Here is an 18,618-nt window from a genome sequence, read left to right as displayed (position 1 = left end):
TTATATTTATTCGAATGTTAGATTAAGCACGTTTGTGCTCAATCATTGTATAGAGTTAAATTAGCTACTGTACACAGCAAATTTATTGTTTTTAAAAACGGTTTGATAGCTTTCAAATTGCGTTTCTAAAATAGGTGGGTATTTTAAAAAGCTGTTAGCGACGATATTTAGCTTTCCAACTTTAGTTAAATGCTGTTTTGCATTTGCTAAAAATGTTTCTGCTACTGTGTAGTCGGTTGCAATACCAGTATGAAAAGGTGGATTACTAATAATTAAATCAAATTTACCGGTGATACTTTTAAGGCCGTCGCTTAATATAGCTTCGCCTTTGATGTTGTTAAGCTTTAAAGTTTGCTCTGTTGCATAAGTTGCCAGTGCACTTACATCACTACACACAAACTCAAGAGATGGGTTGTGTAGCCCTAAAAAGGTCGCGATTAAGCCAGCACCACAACCAAAGTCGAGAACCCTACCTTGCTTAATTTTTGGTGCGTTTTCGAGTAGAACTTTCGTTCCTATATCTAAACTACCGTGATTAAACACTCCAGGAATACTGATCGCTGTAAACTCGGTGTCGGCAACATTAACGACAAACTTTTTATGATAAGTCGTAATATCAAAGTGAGGGTGTTTAGAAATTTCAGCAAATGAATAAAGCACGCAATGCTTAGCCGAATCAATCTTGTTACTAAACTCAGCTTTACCCGCTAATTGCTTTTCAATTGATTTAACACCACTTTTGTTTTCACCAACAACTAATAGCTCGGCATCATCAGTAATAGCAGAACGGATATTATCAAGTGCCATTAGTAATTCTGGTTTAGATTTAGGGTAGTAAAGAATAACTAAATCGTAGCCGCTACCAGGTATTGTGTGATTTACATGGATATCAACGTCTTTGGTGTTTTTAGCAAACTCGCCGTTAGCATGGTTATAGCTAAACGCAGTTACCTTGCTTTGCGGGTTAAGTTTTTTAAGCTCTGCTAAAAAGCCATCTTGAACAAAGTTGACCACCAAGATAGATTTGCCCGTTAGTGCCTCGCTATTACGAAGTAACAGTAAACTTGGGTTGGTTAGTACGCTCATAAATGGCTTTGCCTTACAGTATGTTTAGTTTTATAAAAGTAAAAATGAGTGCTTAAAGTTACTAATTACTCAGTACGTTCAAACATTAGATCCCACACGCCATGACCTAGGCGATGTCCGCGCTGCTCAAACTTAGTAAGCGGGCGCAAATCTGGACGTGGAACATAATCGTTTGTTTGAGATTGGTTTTTAAAACCAGGGGCTACGTTCATAACTTCGAGCATATGCTCTGCGTAGTTTTCCCAATCTGTTGCCATATGAAAAACGCCACCCATTTTAAGTTGGGTTCTTAGTTTTTCAACAAACTCAGTTTGTACAATACGGCGTTTATGATGACGCTTTTTATGCCAAGGATCAGGGAAAAACAACTGTAGTGTTGTTAAGCTTTCGTCAGGTATACAGTCTGCAAGTACTTCAATTGCATCGTGTTCAAAAATACGTAAGTTTGTAATGCCCGCTTCATCAGCATCCATTAAACACGCACCAACGCCTGGGCGGTGCACTTCAATACCAATAAAGTTTAGGTGTGGAGCATTTGTTGCCATTTCGACAAGCGATTTACCCATACCAAAACCAATTTCTACTACTACATCGTTGTTGTTGCCAAAAACTTCGCTTAAATCAAGCATCCCGTTTTTATGCTCTAGGCCCATTGTTGGCCAGCATTTTTCGATTGCAGCGGCTTGGCCTTTGGTTAATCGACCTTCGCGTTTTACAAAACTGCGAATGGTGCGGATGTATTTACCTTCTTGCTTAGCTTGCTCAAGGTTAGTGTTGCTTGATTCACTCATATTATTGGCCTGACAAAAACAATGTGTTTAAAAATGGTTGCATATTATCCCTGACGAAGCCGGCAATCACAAGTATTAGCTGGTTTTACAGCGCCTATAGCTTGATCTTTTTATTAACTACAATAGACTGAGCCGCCATTGAGCATCAGTAAAAGTAAAATATGTTGGATTTAAATAAAGAACAGTCAAATTGGTTTTCTAACCAAGTTGTTGATTGGTATCACCTTCATGGGCGTAAAACACTTCCGTGGCAGCTAGGTAAAACTCCTTATAAAGTGTGGGTATCTGAGGTGATGCTGCAGCAAACTCAAGTTATTACTGTTATCCCATATTTTGAAAAATTTATGCAAAGCTTTCCAGATATTATTGCTTTAGCTGATGCGGATGAAGATTTGGTACTGCACCACTGGACTGGCTTAGGGTATTACGCCCGTGCACGTAACTTACACAAAACAGCTAAAATAGTGCGTGATAAATACCAAGGTGAGTTTCCTCAAACACTTGATGAAGTAATGGACTTGCCGGGAATAGGGCGATCTACCGCCGGAGCTGTTTTGTCATTATCGCTTGGGCAGCATCATCCAATTTTAGATGGAAATGTTAAGCGAGTATTAGCACGCTACTTTATGATTGAAGGTTGGTACGGCGTTAAAAAGGTAGAAAACCAACTTTGGCATTTATCAGAGCAATTAACGCCTAATAATAATGTTACCGAATTTAATCAAGCGATGATGGATTTAGGATCGAGTGTTTGCTCACGCAGTCGTTTTGATTGTGGGGCTTGCCCATTAAACTCCGGCTGTGGTGCTTTTAATACAGGAAAAGTAAAAGAGTTCCCACATTCTAAACCTAAAAAAGCAGTACCTAAAAAGAGCTGTCATCAGTTAATTATACAGTGCGGCGATAAGGTGCTTATGGAGAAACGCCCTAATAGCGGTATTTGGGGTGGGTTATTTGGTTTTTTTGAATTTAATGAATATAAAGAGCTTGAGGTGTTTTTAGCTCAGCAAGAGTTAGAAACTTCCTTAGTAGAGCTTGAAACATTTATTCATGTATTTTCACACTTTGAGCTGACAATTAACCCGCATGTGCTCAATGTTAGTAAAATACCTGATGTAGTAAATGATAAACAATTGGTATGGTATCCGCTTGATCAATCAATAGAGGTTGGCCTAGCAGCACCAACTAAAAAGTTGGTTAAACAAATTACAGCAATAGTATAGAATAGGCCCATATTTAGCGTTAGAGAGAATCAATCATGGCACGTACAGTATTTTGTCAAAAGTTACAAAAAGAAGCCGAAGGCCTTGGCTTTCAGTTATACCCTGGTGAAATTGGTGAAAAGATTTTTAATAACATCTCTAAAGAAGCTTGGGGTCAGTGGCAACATAAGCAAACAATGCTTATTAACGAAAAGCATTTGAATATGATGGATCCAGAGCATCGCACATTTTTAGAAGAACAAATGGTTGGTTTTTTGTTTGAAGACAAAGATGTAGAAATTGAAGGTTATCGACCGCCTGAAAAGTAATTTTTAGACATAAAAAAAGGGCTGATTAGCCCTTTTTTTATGTCTAAAGCATAGTTATATTAATCTGCAAGTTCATCTTCTTGCTTTGCTTGGGCTGTTCTAACTTGTTCTTTTAGAAATTGAGCTGCTTTAGAGTATTCAATTTCTAGTTTATCTCTTAAGTCTATTAACTCATCGGTTGTGAGATCACCTTCTTTACATTTATCTTCAAATGCGCTTGAAAGATCGGCCACCGTTTGGGCACCAATGGTTTTGGAGATAGATTTTAATTGATGACAGCCTTCAATAATCTCATCTAAATCGTTAACCATTACCCCAGAGTTAATACTCTTAATTAAGCTTTGGCTTTGTTCTAAATACATTTTGAAAAAGCGGATTTGCTTAGCGTCATCACCATTTATGTATTTAGCAACTGCTTCCATATCAATAGGTAGCGCAGTTGCTTGGTGAATAATCACATTTTGATTTTGGCTTTGCTTATCGCTCCAACGTTTTAGAGTGCCTTCTAACGCGTTTAGCTCTATGGGTTTGGTAATGAAGTCGTTTATACCTACGGCTAAGCAACGCTCTTTTTCGCCTTTAAGTGCATTTGCTGTTACAGCAATAATGTAAGGCTGTGCATCAATAGACTCTAATAGCTCAGCTTCATTACGAATTTTTTCAACCATATCGTAACCTGACATTTTAGGCATGTGTAAGTCGGTTAAAATAAGCGAATAATCACCTTTTCTCCACATATCTAAGCCTTCTTCACCGTTGTTGGCTATTTCAACGCCAAAGCCTAGTATGTGTAGTTGATCGGTCAGCACTTGCTGGTTTAGGAGGTTATCTTCAACCAGTAAAATCAATTTATTTGATTTACGAGCCTGCTCAACATTTAAATAGTTATTAAGTGTTTTGGTTTTTTTAATTTGCTTAGGAGTATGCAGCCCAGCAGCCACCAAAATAGACAGCATAAAGTTAGACTTACATAAAGGAGAGGCATTAATATAAAAAATATTTTTATGATTTATAGCCGCTTCATCGAGCTTGCTTAGTACAACAACCTGTTGGTTATAATCTTCTAATGAATAAAATAAACGTCTTAGCAGCGCGTTTGTTTTATCCATATTGTCTATGCCATCAGCCACCCAAATAATATCTTGCGTATGCTGATATTCTTCAGCTTCTTCTTCAGTATGTACATAAGTAATTTTAGCGCCCATAAACGATAAGTAGCGGTACATTACTTTTTCACGTTCTAAATGATTACTAACTACAATAATCCTCTTACCATTTAATGCACCTTTGTGTGCGTACTTAATTTTCCCCGATGTACTAAATGGTAATTCAACAGTAAATTCACTGCCAATTCCTGTATGGCTAGTTACATGAATAGTCCCTAGCATAAGCTCAGTTAAGCTTTTACAAATAGAAAGACCTAAACCTGTCCCTCCATATTCTCGGGTAATCGAATTTTCGGCTTGAATAAACGGATTAAATATTTCGCGTAGTTGTGCCTGCGACATCCCTTTACCGTTATCAGTTACGCAGAAGCGTAAAGTAAAGTGATCGGTCGTATTATGCACCACCTCTACTGATATTTTTACATGGCCTTGAGTTTTTTCATCAGTGCTCGTAAATTTAATTGCGTTGCTACATAGGTTATAAAGAACCTGACGTACACGTACGCTATCACCGGTAAGATTTATAGGAATATCTGGTGCTATTGCTAGCTCTAAATCAAGCTCACGTTTTTTAGCAACAGAGGAAAGTACTCGAGCAACTTCTTCAATGGTATCGGTTACCGAAAACGGGATAGGGTCAATATTTAGCTTTCCGGCCTCAATTTTAGAAAAGTCTAAAATATCGTCCAAAATGCTCAATAGTGAGAATGCTGATTCACGAATAATCGTACTTAAGCGATGCTGGGCGCCATCAAGTTCTGTCTGACGCAGTAAATCAATAGTCCCTATAACGCCGTTCATTGGCGTTCTTATTTCATGACTCATTGTTGCTAAGAACGTTGTTTTAGTCTCGCTTGCTTGTTCTGCTTTTAATGTGGCTTGCTCAAGCGCTAAAGTACGATTTTGCACTTCGCCTTCTAGACTATTTTGTAATTTATAAAGCTCTTTTTGTGCAGCTTCATTTTCACTCATTGCAGTTTGTACCTTTCGTAGCAATAAGTTGATGTGTTTTGCAACTACACCTAGGCCAATATCGAGTTGCTCGTCAACATTACTATTGTAATTGGCATCGTCGATGATTGCCTGCAGCTCTTGCGTAAGGGTGTCAGTGCTTTTACGTAAGCGAGTATTAATGTACATATTAAACATTAAAGTAAGTATAAATAATGCAGCAACACACGCTATAGCAATTATATAAGCAATTACTTGAGAATCTTGAGTGCTTAAAGGTGTGGAATGCAAATTTTGCTTAATGATAAGCTCGCCAATTGGCTCATCATTTAACAATAGCAGGTGGTGCATAATACCTTGCTCCACTAAGTGCTTTTCAGCTCTAACGGAGTCGATTGCAGGCTTACTACTGTTGTATACTAACTGAGTATCAGATGTAGTATTAAATCGATATAAAGTATATTCAAAGTCATTATCTAATAAATGTGTTAAATCGAGTAACTGCTTTACTTTACCTTGACCGTACATAGTTAATGCATCAACCATAGGTAAATCTAATCTATCGGCGAGCGTTACTATATTAACCGGCGGTCTGGGTTGAGCTGTGCTAACTTCAGTTTGTGCGTAGAATGAATGAGCAACAATAGCAAGTGCTGTTACAGCAATATTAATGATCAAAAAAAGAGGTAATAAGCCTTTTACCGGTGAAGAGAATTTACTCTGCATTTAACGTTCCCTGGTTGCTATATTTAAATACAATAAGTCTTTATTGTATAATTGTTGTAATCGTAACATTTACGAAAAATAATTCACTACGTTTTTAGTCTGATTTAGTTATATTTATTAATCGTTATAGTCTGATTTGTGGTAAAAATGAACGTTATTAATAAAAAATGTACTGAGTTGCTTGAAAACCGTTCAAACAGTTATAAAGAATAAAAAAAAAGTTGACTTGTAAGGGCAAAACTCGTTTAATACGCCGCACGCCCAGATAGCTCAGTCGATAGAGCTGAGTGGGAATTGCATTAAAAATCCTTTAAGATTTTTAATTAGCACTGTTAAAGTGCCTCGATAGCTCAGTCGGTAGAGCAGAGGATTGAAAATCCTCGTGTCCGTGGTTCGATTCCGCGTCGAGGCACCATTTATTAAAGTAGTGGTGTTTAATAAAAAGTTTAAACATTATTACGCGTGCCTTAGCACACAGTTTTGTGTGCCGACTTAGCTCAGCTGGTAGAGCAACTGACTTGTAATCAGTAGGTCAACCGTTCGACTCGGTTAGTCGGCACCATTTATTTACTAAACTAGTTTAGTAAAAAGTTAACTTAGAAAATTTAGTTAACTAGCACAGTTTATGTGCCTCGATAGCTCAGTCGGTAGAGCAGAGGATTGAAAATCCTCGTGTCCGTGGTTCGATTCCGCGTCGAGGCACCATTTATTAAAAGTTATCAATCTTTAAAATTGATAAAGTGCCTTAGCACACAGTTTTGTGTGCCGACTTAGCTCAGCTGGTAGAGCAACTGACTTGTAATCAGTAGGTCAACCGTTCGACTCGGTTAGTCGGCACCATTTATTTAAAGTAGTTTAAAAAAGAAAAACTGTAATCAGTAGTCTGTTTAAATTACCCGTCGACTCGGTTAGTCGGCACCATTTTTAAAACTAGAGTTAAATGTTTTTACCTTTAGTTAGCACAGTTTATGTGCCTCGATAGCTCAGTCGGTAGAGCAGAGGATTGAAAATCCTCGTGTCCGTGGTTCGATTCCGCGTCGAGGCACCATTTATGTTAAAGCCTTGCTTATGCAAGGTTTTTCTATTTTAAGTGCTTTATAAAAGTTCTCAATCTTTAAAATTGAACGTGCCTTAGCACACAGTTTTGTGTGCCGACTTAGCTCAGCTGGTAGAGCAACTGACTTGTAATCAGTAGGTCAACCGTTCGACTCGGTTAGTCGGCACCATTTATTTAGATAACTTAAAGCAACTGACTTGTAATCAGTAGTCTGTATAAGTTATCCGTTCGACTCGGTTAGTCGGCACCATTTATTTAAAAGCCTCGCTTATAGCGGGGCTTTTTTGTTTTCTATACTGGGATTAAAGTATATGCAGTCGATAGTAAAGCAACTGACGTGCAATCAGTAGTCTGTATAAGTTACCCGTTCGACTCGGTTAGTCGGCACCATTTATTTAAAAGCCTCGCTTATTGCGGGGCTTTTTTGTATCTGTAATTTATTCAACGTCATTATGGATAAAATGTTCCATATTAATTGGATTGTTTCTCTCTTTTTCTATTGCCGTATTTTTTGCACAATCACCTTATCGAAAAGCAAATACCTTTGCTTATATGTTTTCAACCCGAGATAGGGGAAGTTTATGACTCAAGATATTACTCATTACGCAAAAAATAGACAGTCAGCTAAAGCGTACAATCCAACTAAAAAGATCTCTGCTGACAATATTGAAAAAATTAAAGAGTTACTTAGATTTAGCCCTTCAAGTGTTAACTCACAACCTTGGCATTTTATACTCGCGTCTAGTGACGAGGCTAAAGCCAAAATAGCTAAATCAACAGAGCGTTTATTTCCATTCAATAAAAAGTCAATTTTAGATGCATCACATGTACTCGTGTTTGCTAGTAAATTAGATATTGAACAAGACTATTTATTACGTGTTTTAAAGCAAGAAGAAAAAGACGGTCGTTTTGTAGCAGACCCAGTCGCATTTAAAGAGCGTATGCACGGTGGCCGTAATATGTTTATTAACTTACACAAACAAGATTTTAAAGACGTACAGCATTGGATGGATAAGCAAGTTTATTTAAACCTAGGCGCATTTTTATTGGGTGTATCTACCTTAGGAATTGATGCAACGCCAATGGAAGGAATTGAAGTTAGCGTACTTGATGAAGAATTTGGTTTACGTGAAAAGGGTTATTCAAGCTTAGTTGTTGTGCCTTTGGGATATAGCGATGATAAAAATGACTTTAATGCCACTCTTCCAAAGTCGCGTTTAGAGTATTCAGAAATTTTAACTGAAGTTTAATTTTTACTTACTGCATTAGCTTAACTGATGCAGCGCTAATCTCTTTGGAGTTAATTATGATCACGCAAATAGTTAAATTTAATATTAAAGACGAATACATTAATCAATTCAAAGCGCTGCTTGAAGATGACAAGCAAGGCGGCAAAGCCGAAACTGGCTTACTAGAAATGCGTTTATATCAGGATAAAAATGCACCTGGAGTATTTTTTGCCTACGAACGTTTTGAAAACCAAAATGCGGTTAATTACCACGGTGCACAGCCTTATACGCAAGCTCTATTGCAAGCATTACCTAATATTAGCGAGTCTGCACCAGAAGTTATGAACTTAAAAGATACAACGCCAGCACCTTTGCATGAGCGCAATCTTAAAACGCCAAACTCACAAGATGATATATTTATTATCTTCTTTATATTCAAAATTAAGTTGCAGTATAGAACGCAGCTTTTAACCCAGTTTGAAACTCATATTACACAAACGCGTAGTCAAGAAGAGGGTAACCTTATATTTGATTTATACACTATTGAAGGCCAAGACGACACGTTGGCAGTTTATGAGCATTGGCGTAAAGAGTCAGACGTATGGGATATTCACTTTAATCAACCATACGCAATTCAAACCGGTAAATTAATGCATGAAGCAGTAGTAGGCGACCTCGAGCAATATATGAGCTTTGTAACTGAGCTATAAATTACTTTTTGTAATTTATTAAAACGACTTCCCGTTTAGCAAATAGCAGAAGTAACGCTATTTTCTTTTTTTTGGTAGTTAAGCGAAATGCTTAGCTACCTTTTTATTTTGGAAATACCATGAAACCATTTTTTATCAGCGTTAGCTTTTTAGCCTTATTTACACTTAACTCAGCGGCCTTCGCAGCTCCAACTGAAAATGTAATAGAGCAATATGGTTTCCGCTTGCGTTAGTTAATCAGGTGTATACAGGCGATATTACACCTGCAGAAATGCTTAAAAAAGGTCAATTTGGATTAGGGACTGCCGATAATTTAGATGGTGAGCTTGTTGCGCTCAACGGTGTGGTTTATAAAATAGAAGTTGATGGCTCATTAATTAAGGCTCCAGCTAATTTAGCTGCGCCTTATATGACAATGTTTAAGTTTAATCCAAATAAGCGTATTAGTTTAAAAAATGTGAGTTCGTTAGCGCTATTAGGTGAGAAACTTAAAGCAACTATGAGCTCTAAAAATAGTTTTTATGCTTATAAAATTACAGGCACATTTAATTATTTAAAAATGGCTTCTGCACAAAAAGTTAAAAACGACAGTGTTCCGCTTATGGAGTATTTAAAAACGCGAGTTATGTACACTAAGCAAAATATTAAAGGTACTTTAGTGGGGTTATACACACCAGAATATTTAGGCAACATTAGTATTCCGGGAATGCATTTTCATTTTGTATCAAACGATTACAAATTAGGAGGGCATTTAGAAGGTATTAGCTTTGATGAAGTGACTGTTGAGATTGAAGAAATAAATAAAATTAATTTAACCCTTCCTCAAGTTGAAAAATTCAGAACTATTGAATTAAAACAAGCCGCTGTGCCTGCTGCAAATAAACACAAGTAATAAGTTTAAAACGTATTAAATGCCAATGTTGGTTAAACACCTCATTGGCATTTTTTATTTTTAGTATTAAAAAGTGCTGATCATTTGCTCATTTTTACCGTATAACTGGCTATTATGTTAGTTCATCGCTAGCTATGTAATGTTATGTAAAGTAGGTTGAGCAAAAGTTGCCAAAGTGCTTGAATTAACCTCATAAATAGCAGTAATTTAGGTTTAATTATGATTTGGCAATGCAAGCCAACCCTATTGGCAATTAGTGTGATGCTGCTTAGCGGCTGTGCGAGTGATTTAAATCCGTCGCAGCGCATGCAAGCGCCCAATAATATGCCACAGCAATGGCAACAAGAAGCATCAAGCTCGGTATTAAAAGTACAAGAGCAATGGCTTACACAATTACAAAACCCTACGCTTAATAAATTTGTACAACAAGCACTTAAAAACAATCAACAGCTTTTGCAAACGAGTTACGATGTAGAGATTCAAAAACAACAACTTATAGTATCTGGCGCGGCACTCTGGCCTAGTCTCGATTTATCAACGCGTACTAGCCGTAGTAAAGACAACCGCCCTGTAAGTTATAATAACGCAAGCTCTGTAAGTTTAGATTTAACTTATGAAGTCGATTTATGGGGCAAATTGTCTGATTCCAAGCGTGAGGCTAATCTTAACTATTTAGCTCAACAAGCACGCTTTGAGCAAGCTAAACAACAGCTTGTGGCTGATGTGGTAACAGGTTGGTTTGATGTTGTAACATCGCAGCAACTACTCGATTTATTTAAACGCAGAGAAGCGAATGCCCAGCAAAGCCTAGAAATAATTGAATCAGGCTATCGTCAGGGGATTAATGAAGCACTTGATGTGTACCTTGCTCGAAACGAACTTAATACTGAGCGAACTCGCATTGCGACGCAGCAAGCTAATTTATCGGCTTCATCGCGTATTCTTGAACGCCTGCTAGGCGAATACCCAAAAGGTGCTATTAGCGCTAATAGTGACTTACCCGTTATTAATACCGATATCCCACTAGGCTTACCTTCTGAACTTATAACACGCAAACCTACGCTGCGTGCTAGCTGGTATGAACTTTTAGCTACCGATGCATCACTTGCGTATGCGCACAAACAACGCTTTCCAAGTTTAAATTTAACAGCTAGCTTAAGTGATAGCACCGACAGAGTAAGCGACTTGTTTTCTCCGTCGAGCCTTGCATGGTCATTATTAGGTAGTATTTCGGCACCGCTTTTTGAAGGTGGGCGCTTGAAGGCCAATGAAGAAATTGCACGCCTGAATACTCAAAAACAAGAGCAGCTTTATTTACAAACGCTTTATGACGCTTTTGGCGATGTTGAAAATGCAATTTCGCAGCAGCAGTCTCTCAAAGCGCAGTATACGAGTACGCTTGAAGCGCAAGAAAACGCCCTTGCAGCAGAGCAGTTATCATTCGAGCAGTATCAAAGTGGCTTGGTAACTTATACAACGGTACTTGATGCTCAAGACCGTTCTTTTGACGCGCAAAGTTCTTTAATTGAAATCAAAAATCAATTAATAGCTAACAGAATTAACTTACACATTGCCCTTGGTGGTGATTTTGCAAAACCCTCAAGTGAACTAAAGAGCAATAACGATGAAAACTAAAACTGCAAAAATTTTAATCCCTGTCGTAGTTATCGTGGCGACTTTACTAACTGTTATGTTTATTAAAGGTAATCCACCTGAAGCTAGGCGTTCAGGTAAGCCACCTAAAGCAATAATAAGTGTTTCAGCACTTGAGTTAAAACCGCAAAACTATCAAATTATGATAGACAGCTATGGCACAGTAAAACCGCGTACTCAAAGCTTACTTGTCGCGCAAGCATCAGGACAAATAATACAAGTAAGCGATGAATTTAGAGAAGGTGGTTTTTTTGAAAAAGGCGATGTGCTTTTAAAGTTAGATGATAGAGACCATCAAGCTGAAGTTAAATCAGCGCAAGCTAATTTATTAAGTGCAGAGCAAAGCTTACTTGAAGAAAAAGCTCGTGGCCAGCAAGCCATAACTGATTGGCAGCGTTTAGGTGGCTCTGAAAATGCCAGCAGCTTAGTGCTACGTGAACCACAATTAGCAGCTGCTGAGGCAGAAGTTTTGTCAGCGCAGGCTACACTTGAAAAAGCACAGCTTGATTTAGAGCGTACAAAAGTAACTGCGCCTTACGCTGGGCGTATACTCAGTCGCAGTGTTGACTTAGGGCAAGTGGTGAGTAATAACACGCAACTTGCAACTATTTATGCAATCGACAGCGTAGAGATACGCCTACCTATTAAAAATAAAGATTTGTCGTTTGTTAACCTACCAGAGCAATACCGTGATGGCGCTAAAAACCAAGCTGGTTCTTTAGTTGAGTTTACCTCTGATTTAGTAGGAGAGCAGCAATGGCAAGGGCAGCTCACACGTACTGAAGGCGCTATAGATGAAAATGCACAGCAGCTTTATGTTGTTGCTAAAATTGATGACCCATACAAAGCGACAGCTAATAATCAATATCCTATAAAAATAGGACAATATATAAAAGCGCAAATTACCGGGAAAACAGTGTCTAACGCACTCATAATTTCTAATAGCACAATTTACCAAGGCACTTACGTTTACACTGTTGAAGATGGTGTACTTAAACGTAAAGACATTTCACTTGCTTGGCAAAATGCCACACAGGCAATGATCAAAACAGGCCTAACTGCTGGCGATAAATTGGTGCTAACACCACTTGGACAAGTGAGCTCAGGTACTCAAGTGAGTATTTTAGGTGAGCAAAATGCAGAGCAAACTAAAGGGAAAAGTGCGCAGGGGCAAGGTAGAGGAAAACGCATGTCACGAGAGCAGCTTGAGGAAAAAGCAAAAGAGCTTGGTATTAGCGTTGAAGAGTTAATGAAAAAGCGCCGTGCTGAAAAACAAGGAGGCAGACCATGATAGCTTGGTTTACTAAAAACCATGTTGCTGCCAATTTATTATTAGTAACATTATTATTGTCGGGGCTTTTTAGTTTATCAAATAAGATACCGCTTGAAGTTTTTCCGTCTTTTGAAACCGATATGATAAGCGTAAATGTAAGCTTATTAGGCTCAACACCAGAAGATGTAGAGCAAGGGGTGACTATACGTATAGAAGAAGCAGTTCAAGACTTAGAGGGCATTAAACAAATATTTAGTCGCTCATCAGAAGGTTCTGGCTCTGTTACTATCGAAGTCGAAACGGGCTACGACCCTCGTGAATTACTCGCAGACATAAAAAGTCGCGTAGATGCCATTAATACCTTTCCCGCAGATGCTGAAAAGCCTGTAGTAGCACTTGCTGAGCGCATTAGAGATGTAATCGCTGTTACTGTATCAAGCGTTTATGGCGAAAAAGAAACCCTTGAATACGCCGAAAAAGTTCGGGATGATATTTTGCGTCTACCCAACGTAACGCAAGTAGAGCTAAGTGGTGTCCGTGATTACGAAATTGCTATAGAAGTAAGCCAAGATACCCTTCGTCAGTACGATTTAAGCCTTGCAGAAATATCTAGCGCTGTCGCTAATTCTAGTAAAGATATTTCTGCCGGTAACTTAAAAACGCAAGGGGGAGATGTACTTATTAGCTCTAAAGGGCAAGCTTATCGTAAAGATGAATTTGCTAGCATTGTGGTAAAAAACCAAGCTGATGGCACCATTATTCGCCTTGGGGATATTGCATTAATTAAAGATGACTTTGAAGAAACCCCAGTGCGTACTCGCTTTAATGGTAAGCAAGCTGCCTTTATTGATGTGTACCGTATTGGTCCCCAAAGCGCGATAGCAGTTGCGGATGATGTAAAAAATTACATTAAAGAGGGGCAAAGTTCACTCCCTCAAGGTTTTGAGCTAAGTTATTGGGATGACGACTCAGAGCTTGTTAAAAGCCGAATTTCAACCTTAACAACTAATGCGTTACAAGGCGGTATTTTAGTCCTTGCTTTACTTACTTTATTTTTACGCCCTGCAATTGCATTTTGGGTGTTTATTGGTATTCCCGTATCGTTTATGGGAGCATTTATTGCTATGCCTATTTTTGGCGTAACCCTTAATATTATGAGCTTATTTGGCTTTATATTAGTGCTTGGTATTGTGGTGGACGACGCCATTGTGACCGGCGAAAACGTCTATACCCATTTAAAAACAGCCAAGTCGGGCGAGCAAGCCGCTATTATGGGTACTCAAGAAGTCGCGACCCCCGTAACCTTTGGTGTATTAACAACCGTTGCTGCATTTCTACCTTTGGCCTTTATTGAAGGGGCGCGGGGTGCCTTGTTTGCTCAAATTCCGGTAGTGGTTATTCCGGTATTACTATTCTCATTGATTGAATCTAAATTTGTATTACCTGCGCATTTAAAATATATAAAACTGCGTCATGAACAAAGTAAGTCTTCAAGATTTGATGTTCTTCAACAGCGTTTTGCAGATGGATTTGAAAACGCTATCTTGAAGTACTATCAACCAATATTAAATTTAGCGCTACGCCATAAGCTGGCATCGGTTAGCTTATTTATCGGTGTGTTTTGTATCATATTAACGATGATCACCAGTGGTTGGACAAAGTTTGTGTTTTTCCCACGTATCCCAAGCGAAACGATAAAAGTAGAGCTTACGTTACCTACCGGCACTCCGTTTGAAGTGACTAATAAATATGTGATTGATATGTCGCAAAAAGCGCAGCAATTGCAAGAAAAATACCGCGACCCAGATACAGGTGAAAGCGTTATTTTAAATATCTTAGCAACAACTGGCGGGCGAGGAGGCGTTTCTAATTCGGGCTCTGTGCGCTTTGAAATTACACCTGCTGAAGAGCGTGAATCAGACATAGGTTCTAGTGAGCTTGCAAGTGAGTGGCGTGATTTAATTGGGATTATACCAGGGGCAGAAAGCCTCACGTTCAGAGCTGAAATAGGGCGAAGCTCAGATCCAATTGATGTGCAGCTAAGCGGTACCTCGTTAACTATTTTACAAGATGTAGCTGATCATATTAAAACACGCTTGGCGACTTCCCCAACGGTATTTGATATTGCAGATAGCATGTCAGATGGTAAAGAAGAGTTACGCATAGAGCTGACCGATCAAGGCTTAGCGCTTGGATTAAATAGATCCGATGTTGCAGGGCAGGTGCGCAGCTCGTTTTATGGCTCGCAGGTACAGCGTATTCAACGTGGTCGCGATGATGTACGTGTAATGGTGCGTTTACCTATTGATGAACGTCGCTCAGTTGCTGATTTGAAAAACATACTAATAGACACCCCTTCAGGTGGCTCAGTACCGTTATCACATGTGGCTACACTAAGCGCAGGGCAAAGCCCATCGACAATAAACCGTATAGACCGCTACCGTACTTTAAATATTACCGCCGATATTGAAAAAGATAACACCAACATGACGGTGCTTCAGGCCGATTTAGCTGAGTATTTAGATGGTTTAATGCAGCAATACCCTGGTGTTGATTACAAACTCGAAGGTGAAGCTAAAGAGCAAAGAGAGTCGTTTGGCTCGCTTGGCTGGGCGCTCATTTTTGTGTTCTTTATAATTTATGCATTATTAGCTATACCGCTTAAGTCGTACATGCAGCCAATTATTGTAATGAGCGTTATTCCATTTGGAATGATTGGTGCAGTGGTAGGGCATTGGATCATGGGCATGGATTTAACCATTATGAGTTTGCTAGGCATGCTTGCTCTCATTGGTGTTGTAGTAAATGACTCACTGGTTTTAGTTGATTTTATTAATAAAAAACGCAGTGAAGGCGGCGCTATAATTGACGCAGTTAAGATTGCTGGTGCATCGCGTTTTCGTCCTGTAATGTTAACCAGTTTAACTACATTTATAGGCTTAATGCCGCTATTATTTGAAAAAGCGACTCAGGCGCAGTTTTTAATACCAATGGCGGTAAGCCTAGGGTTTGGGATTATTTTTGCGACCTTTATTACTTTATTGTTAGTACCAATAAATTACATGCTAATGGAGCGTTTTCAAGGTTGGTTTAAATAGATAATTATTAAAAGCGTTCTAGGAAGCTGTGAGTAAGAAATTGCTTGCAGCTTTTTTTTTGTCAAATTTATTAATAAAATTTAGAAAGTATCATGAGCAGGGGGTAAAGTTGTATAAAAGAGAGTTATAGAAGTCAGAAAGGTGTTCCCCAAGATACGGTACTCGGTTTCAGTCCTGAAACCAGAAGGTTTCAAGGCGGGAATCTGCGGTTTACCGTAGGCTTCTCGGTACATGCCGAGCCTGCACAATAGTAGACGAACAAAAACCCTGGTATAAAATTTATCGGCTCAGGGACTTAACTAAGCTCCGGTACCCCAGGGAACAATTTAAGTATATAAGACATAATCCAATCCTTAAACCCCAAACGTAAAAAATTAAACCGTTCGCTTAGTTTTTCCGCACCTTTAACGCATCATTTACTTTATCGCATGGTTTTTGAGCTTGATCATACAATTAATTGGAGTTGCTTTTTATCGAGTGGTAGCATTGCCTTAACTTGCAAAGCGAAGATTTTATTATGAACGATTTACCCGATTACGAAAAAGCTCAACTGCTTTTAGAAAAAAACGAAATATTTGTATCACCGGCCGAAGCGCATGGTGTAATTAGTGGTTTACTGGCGTGTGGTTTAACCATTGACGACAAAGAATACTTAGGTCTTTTGAGCGATGTGTTTAACGATGGTGAGTCGTTTAGTAATGATTTAAAGCAGTTTTTTGGTACTATTTATAAGCAAGTAGTGGCTAGCTTTAATGATGATGAATTTCAGTTTGATTTATTTTTACCAAGCGACGACGAAACACTCATCGATCAGGCTAATGGCCTCGTATCATGGGTAGCAGGTTTTATGCTTGGTTTTGGTTTAAAACAAAAAGATTACGGTAAACTATCGAGCGATGTTAAAGAAGTTATTACTGACTTTAGCGAAATTACTCGCCTAGATACTACCTTTGAAGAAACCGAGGAAGACAGCCAAGCGCTGCACGAAGTGATTGAATATGTTCGTGTATCAGCACTACTTTGTTTTGCAGAGTTAGGTAAAGAGCAGAGCACGCAAAGCACTAAAAAAACACTTCATTAAGCATTCACTTTTTAAAAAGTAAAACGGGTTGGTTAATAATGGTTGAAGTAAAAAAGTCAGAATTTAAAGCACGTCGCGAGCGTTTACTTGCTCAAATGGATGAAAATAGCGTTGCTATTATTCCCGCTGCAAGCGAAGTGACGCGCAGCCGCGATACCGAATATGCATTTAGACAAGATAGCGACTTTTTTTACTTAACTGGCTTTAACGAACCCGACGCTGTTTTAGTACTGTGTAATAACAGTGATGCACCCAGTACTTTATTTTGCCTAGATAAAGACAAGCTTGCAGAAATTTGGCATGGCCGCAGAGTTGGCTTTGATAAAGCCAAAAGTGACTACTTGTTTGATGAAGCTTACCCACTCAGTGAATTAAACGATAAGCTACTAACTATACTAAATGAAAAAGATGCGATCTATTTTGCACAAGGCGCCTACTCTTCATTTGATACCAAAGTGTTTTCGTTATTAGGTATGCTTCGAAGTGGCTCTCGAAAAGGACTCAAAGCACCGAGTACTTTAAAAGAAATACGAGGCCTTATTCATGAAATGCGTTTGTTTAAATCGCCAAGCGAGATAGATGTTATGCGAGAAGGCTGTGAAATTAGTGCGCGAGGGCACATGCGCGCTATGCGTTTTTCACATGCTGGAGCTACAGAGTTTCAGTTAGAGGCTGAGCTACATCATCATTATGCTATGAACGGTGCGCCGTACCCGGCGTACGGCACAATTGTTGGTAGTGGCGACAACGCCAATATTTTACATTACACACAAAATAGCGATGTATTAAAAGACGGCGACCTAGTATTAATTGACTCAGGTTGTGAGTTACAAGGCTACGCTGCTGATATAACGCGTACATTTCCGGTTAATGGTCAATTTAGCGAGCCTCAAGCCGCGCTTTATAACATTGTACTTAAAGCGCAAGAAGTTGCTTTTAATGAAGTTAAACCCGGTGGTTACATGTCGCATGCTAATAAATGTGCAATGGAAGTAATGACCGAAGGTTTACTTGATTTAGGTATTTTAATTGGCGACTTTGACGAGCTAATGGCAAAAGGTGCGTGTAAAGAATATTACATGCACGGGCTAGGGCATTGGCTTGGTTTAGATGTACATGATGTTGGCGATTATAAAGTAAATAACGTTGAGCGAGCATTTGAGCCGGGTATGGTACTGACCATAGAGCCAGGGCTTTATATAAGCGAAGACTCAAGCGCATCGCAAAAATACAAAGGCGTTGGTATTCGTATCGAAGATAACTTGCTAGTTACCGAAACCGGCCATGAAAACTTGACCCTAAGCGTACCTAAAAAAATTAGCGATATAGAAGCACTTATGCAAAGTGCTAAAAACGTATAAAGCTCGGAGAATC

General features: G+C 38.8%; 13 protein-coding genes, 6 tRNA genes and 1 other RNA gene. 16 read left to right on the top strand and 4 right to left on the bottom strand.

Going from position 1 to position 18,618, the window contains the following annotated elements; translation table 11 throughout:
- Window positions 1-60: 60 nt before the first annotated feature.
- Together PX700_RS02875 and trmB are read right to left on the bottom strand one after the other, a co-directional pair.
- Entirely contained in the window at window positions 61-1,086 is a 1,026-nt protein-coding gene (locus tag PX700_RS02875; protein ID WP_309167585.1) for a methyltransferase, read from the bottom strand.
- A 65-nt stretch (window positions 1,087-1,151) separates the two neighbouring features.
- Window positions 1,152-1,877 (bottom strand): tRNA (guanosine(46)-N7)-methyltransferase TrmB, encoded by a 726-nt coding sequence (trmB, locus tag PX700_RS02870; protein WP_309167584.1) that lies wholly within the window; start codon window positions 1,875-1,877, stop codon window positions 1,152-1,154.
- 161 nt (window positions 1,878-2,038) lie between these two features.
- Between trmB and mutY the strand changes: the two genes are divergently transcribed.
- Both mutY and PX700_RS02860 read left to right on the top strand, forming a co-directional pair.
- Window positions 2,039-3,100, top strand: a complete 1,062-nt coding sequence (gene mutY, locus PX700_RS02865; protein WP_479519796.1) for an A/G-specific adenine glycosylase — start codon at window positions 2,039-2,041, stop codon at window positions 3,098-3,100.
- Window positions 3,101-3,135: 35 nt separating this feature from the next.
- Window positions 3,136-3,408, top strand: coding sequence for an oxidative damage protection protein (locus PX700_RS02860; protein WP_166419311.1), 273 nt, complete (start codon window positions 3,136-3,138; stop codon window positions 3,406-3,408).
- A 59-nt stretch (window positions 3,409-3,467) separates the two neighbouring features.
- Here the strand turns inward: PX700_RS02860 and PX700_RS02855 are convergent, their stop codons facing one another.
- Window positions 3,468-6,251: a hybrid sensor histidine kinase/response regulator gene (locus tag PX700_RS02855; RefSeq protein WP_479519795.1), complete on the bottom strand. Its 2,784-nt coding sequence runs from the start codon at window positions 6,249-6,251 to the stop codon at window positions 3,468-3,470.
- A gap of 339 nt (window positions 6,252-6,590) precedes the next feature.
- Here PX700_RS02855 and PX700_RS02850 point away from each other — a divergent pair.
- The 12 genes from PX700_RS02850 (at window position 6,591) to PX700_RS02795 (ending at window position 16,163) form a co-directional block, all read left to right on the top strand.
- Window positions 6,591-6,666 (top strand) — tRNA-Phe (locus tag PX700_RS02850).
- Between the two features lie 71 nt (window positions 6,667-6,737).
- Window positions 6,738-6,813 (top strand) — tRNA-Thr (locus PX700_RS02845).
- A gap of 67 nt (window positions 6,814-6,880) precedes the next feature.
- Window positions 6,881-6,956 (top strand) — tRNA-Phe (locus tag PX700_RS02840).
- 59 nt (window positions 6,957-7,015) lie between these two features.
- Window positions 7,016-7,091 (top strand) — tRNA-Thr (locus PX700_RS02835).
- A gap of 132 nt (window positions 7,092-7,223) precedes the next feature.
- A tRNA-Phe gene (locus PX700_RS02830) sits at window positions 7,224-7,299 on the top strand.
- A gap of 102 nt (window positions 7,300-7,401) precedes the next feature.
- Window positions 7,402-7,477 (top strand) — tRNA-Thr (locus tag PX700_RS02825).
- Between the two features lie 412 nt (window positions 7,478-7,889).
- Window positions 7,890-8,558, top strand: a complete 669-nt coding sequence (nfsB, locus tag PX700_RS02820) for an oxygen-insensitive NAD(P)H nitroreductase (RefSeq protein WP_479519794.1) — start codon at window positions 7,890-7,892, stop codon at window positions 8,556-8,558.
- 56 nt (window positions 8,559-8,614) lie between these two features.
- Window positions 8,615-9,247 (top strand): putative quinol monooxygenase, encoded by a 633-nt coding sequence (locus PX700_RS02815; protein WP_479519792.1) that lies wholly within the window; start codon window positions 8,615-8,617, stop codon window positions 9,245-9,247.
- A gap of 241 nt (window positions 9,248-9,488) precedes the next feature.
- Window positions 9,489-10,139 carry an acetolactate decarboxylase gene (gene budA, locus PX700_RS02810; protein ID WP_479519791.1) on the top strand — a complete coding sequence of 217 codons (651 nt, stop codon included), beginning with the start codon at window positions 9,489-9,491 and terminating at the stop codon, window positions 10,137-10,139.
- A gap of 219 nt (window positions 10,140-10,358) precedes the next feature.
- Window positions 10,359-11,774: an efflux transporter outer membrane subunit gene (locus PX700_RS02805; protein WP_479519790.1), complete on the top strand. Its 1,416-nt coding sequence runs from the start codon at window positions 10,359-10,361 to the stop codon at window positions 11,772-11,774.
- Window positions 11,764-13,083, top strand: a complete 1,320-nt coding sequence (locus PX700_RS02800) for an efflux RND transporter periplasmic adaptor subunit (RefSeq protein WP_479519789.1) — start codon at window positions 11,764-11,766, stop codon at window positions 13,081-13,083. Before PX700_RS02805 ends, PX700_RS02800 begins: the two co-directional genes overlap by 11 nt.
- Entirely contained in the window at window positions 13,080-16,163 is a 3,084-nt protein-coding gene (locus tag PX700_RS02795) for an efflux RND transporter permease subunit (RefSeq protein ID WP_479519788.1), read from the top strand. The genes PX700_RS02800 and PX700_RS02795 overlap by 4 nt, the downstream gene beginning before the upstream one ends.
- A gap of 141 nt (window positions 16,164-16,304) precedes the next feature.
- On the opposite strand, the gene ssrS is transcribed toward PX700_RS02795, so the two are convergent.
- Window positions 16,305-16,487: non-coding RNA, 6S RNA (gene ssrS / locus PX700_RS02790), on the bottom strand.
- 193 nt (window positions 16,488-16,680) lie between these two features.
- On the opposite strand from ssrS, the gene PX700_RS02785 reads away from it, so the two are divergent.
- Window positions 16,681-17,244 carry a UPF0149 family protein gene (locus PX700_RS02785; protein WP_007587323.1) on the top strand — a complete coding sequence of 188 codons (564 nt, stop codon included), beginning with the start codon at window positions 16,681-16,683 and terminating at the stop codon, window positions 17,242-17,244.
- 38 nt (window positions 17,245-17,282) lie between these two features.
- The gene (gene pepP / locus PX700_RS02780; RefSeq protein WP_479519787.1) at window positions 17,283-18,605 is read left to right on the top strand and encodes a Xaa-Pro aminopeptidase; all 1,323 of its coding nucleotides are present in this window, start codon (window positions 17,283-17,285) and stop codon (window positions 18,603-18,605) included.
- Window positions 18,606-18,618 lie beyond the last annotated feature (13 nt).

It is taken from the genome of Pseudoalteromonas sp. TP27 (assembly GCF_056470645.1).
This window is presented reverse-complemented; position numbering and strand designations above follow the sequence as displayed.

Excerpts from the sequence above, each read along its gene's own strand:
- PX700_RS02875 (WP_309167585.1), bottom strand. The coding sequence starts at position 1,086 with ATGAGCGTACTAACCAACCCAAGTTTACTGTTACTTCGTAATAGCGAG.
- trmB (WP_309167584.1), bottom strand. The coding sequence starts at position 1,877 with ATGAGTGAATCAAGCAACACTAACCTTGAGCAAGCTAAGCAAGAAGGT.
- mutY (WP_479519796.1), top strand. The coding sequence starts at position 2,039 with ATGTTGGATTTAAATAAAGAACAGTCAAATTGGTTTTCTAACCAAGTT.
- PX700_RS02860 (WP_166419311.1), top strand. The coding sequence starts at position 3,136 with ATGGCACGTACAGTATTTTGTCAAAAGTTACAAAAAGAAGCCGAAGGC.
- PX700_RS02855 (WP_479519795.1), bottom strand. The coding sequence starts at position 6,251 with ATGCAGAGTAAATTCTCTTCACCGGTAAAAGGCTTATTACCTCTTTTT.
- nfsB (WP_479519794.1), top strand. The coding sequence starts at position 7,890 with ATGACTCAAGATATTACTCATTACGCAAAAAATAGACAGTCAGCTAAA.
- PX700_RS02815 (WP_479519792.1), top strand. The coding sequence starts at position 8,615 with ATGATCACGCAAATAGTTAAATTTAATATTAAAGACGAATACATTAAT.
- PX700_RS02805 (WP_479519790.1), top strand. The coding sequence starts at position 10,359 with ATGATTTGGCAATGCAAGCCAACCCTATTGGCAATTAGTGTGATGCTG.
- PX700_RS02800 (WP_479519789.1), top strand. The coding sequence starts at position 11,764 with ATGAAAACTAAAACTGCAAAAATTTTAATCCCTGTCGTAGTTATCGTG.
- PX700_RS02795 (WP_479519788.1), top strand. The coding sequence starts at position 13,080 with ATGATAGCTTGGTTTACTAAAAACCATGTTGCTGCCAATTTATTATTA.
- PX700_RS02785 (WP_007587323.1), top strand. The coding sequence starts at position 16,681 with ATGAACGATTTACCCGATTACGAAAAAGCTCAACTGCTTTTAGAAAAA.
- pepP (WP_479519787.1), top strand. The coding sequence starts at position 17,283 with ATGGTTGAAGTAAAAAAGTCAGAATTTAAAGCACGTCGCGAGCGTTTA.